Here is a 1,762-nt window from a genome sequence, read left to right as displayed (position 1 = left end):
ATATTCTTCATTTAAAGGATATCAATATGAGAAATCCGATACGTTGCTCTAATCTACTACGTAAGTACAGTTTAGTTTGTCTAGTAACGAGTATTTTTATGATACAGGCGCATGCTGCAAGCTTGCAGGTTGCGCCTATTTTATTAGAGTTTTCCCCTCAGGAAAAAGTTAAAGAGCTTTGGTTAACCAATACAGGAAGTGACGAAATTCGGGGCCAAGTCCGAGTAAATTATTGGACACAAAATAATAATCAAGATGTTATTACACCTACAAAAGATCTGATAGCAAGCCCCATGGTATTGACTATACCTGCTGGGCAAAGACAGTTAGTTCGCTTGATTCGTAGCGCAAATAACAATCTTTCATCTGAACAAGCCTATCGACTCATCGTCGATGAATTACCTAATCCAAAAACTGAAGAGAAAAGCGGGTTGCAGCTTTTGCTGAAATATTCGATCCCAGTTTTCTTTAAAACATCACATATAAATGCTGTAGATCAAGGCTTAACTTCTTTAAAAGGCATGACATTTAAATATACGGATCATCAATTACTAGTCATCAATAAAACTACAAGTTATAAGCGTTTTAGCCAGTTTGCTTATGTAGATTCTCAAGGTAAAAAGACACCAATTCAAATGGGACTGATGGGCTATGTTCTAAATGGTCAGAGTATGCAATGGCCTATCCCTAAACAACTGAATATTCAACCGACTGGAAAGTTTGTTGCTGTTGTGAACATGGATGTACGTGAACAAATACTTCAAGTAGCACATTGATGTATTCATCAATTTTGGAGTGGTTTTGTGAGTGTACAGATTAGTGATTTGCTATTTGCAGGAGCAATCATTGCAGTGGCACCCAATACACTTGCACAAGTCAGCGATCCAAAACTGATTCAAGATATGCAGCAAGATTTATATTTAGATGTCGAACTAAATCAATCAGCACAACCAGAAATAGGACATTTTTTACAACAAGATAAACAGCTTTATATAGATGTGACATCATTAGACAAACTCTCAATTCAAAGTAGTGCTCCTCAAGTCTTGGTTGACCAAACAAACTATATTTCTTTAGATGCTATTAACGGGCTAAGTTATCAATATGACAATCTAAACCAGAAAATCACCATACAAGTCCCTATTGAATTATTAAGTGCAAAAAACCAATATAGTTATCAAGCTAAATCTGTAGCAACGGTTAATCCCCAGCAAGAAAGACAAGGCTTACTTTTAAACTATACGGCTTTTGCACAACAAACTGATGATCATTTTTCATTTAATGGATGGAATGAACTTCGTTATTTTGGTCTATTCAATGGTGTACTGAGTATTTCAGGTAATTATCAATATCAAGATAATCAGTTTACTGATCGTCAAATTCTAGATACGTATTGGGAGAAAGACTTCCCAGAGCAAATGCTTCGTTTACGTTTGGGCGATGCGCAAAGTGATGCTTTAACGTGGACACGCTCTACTCGGATTAGTGGTCTAAGTTTGGCTAAAAATTTCGCATTACAGCCTTATACGGTTACAACCCCATTAATGAGTTTTAAAGGGCAGGTTGCACTCCCTTCACAGATTGACCTTATCATTAATGGAATCAAGCAATCATCACAGAATGTAGTGCCAGGGCAGTTTGATATTCAAACTACACCGAGTATTACAGGTGCTGGCAATGCACAAATGGTCATTACTGACATCAATGGCCAACAACAAGTCCAAAATTTTTCACTCTATCGCGCAAATCACTTACTGGCACG

General features: G+C 37.0%; 1 protein-coding gene and 1 pseudogene. Both read left to right on the top strand.

Annotated features, from left to right (window positions below; translation table 11 throughout):
- On the top strand, nt 1-776 hold a 776-nt coding region (locus FTV37_RS17310; RefSeq protein WP_257224372.1), incomplete at its 5' end, for a molecular chaperone.
- A gap of 27 nt (nt 777-803) precedes the next feature.
- Nucleotides 804-1,762, top strand: a pseudogene (locus FTV37_RS17305) (fimbrial biogenesis outer membrane usher protein); the annotation flags it as partial.

It is taken from the genome of Acinetobacter sp. YH16042 (genome assembly GCF_013417245.1).
Lineage (GTDB): Bacteria > Pseudomonadota > Gammaproteobacteria > Pseudomonadales > Moraxellaceae > Acinetobacter > Acinetobacter amyesii.
Note: the sequence above shows the minus strand (reverse complement) of the source record. Positions and strands in the feature narration are given on the sequence as shown.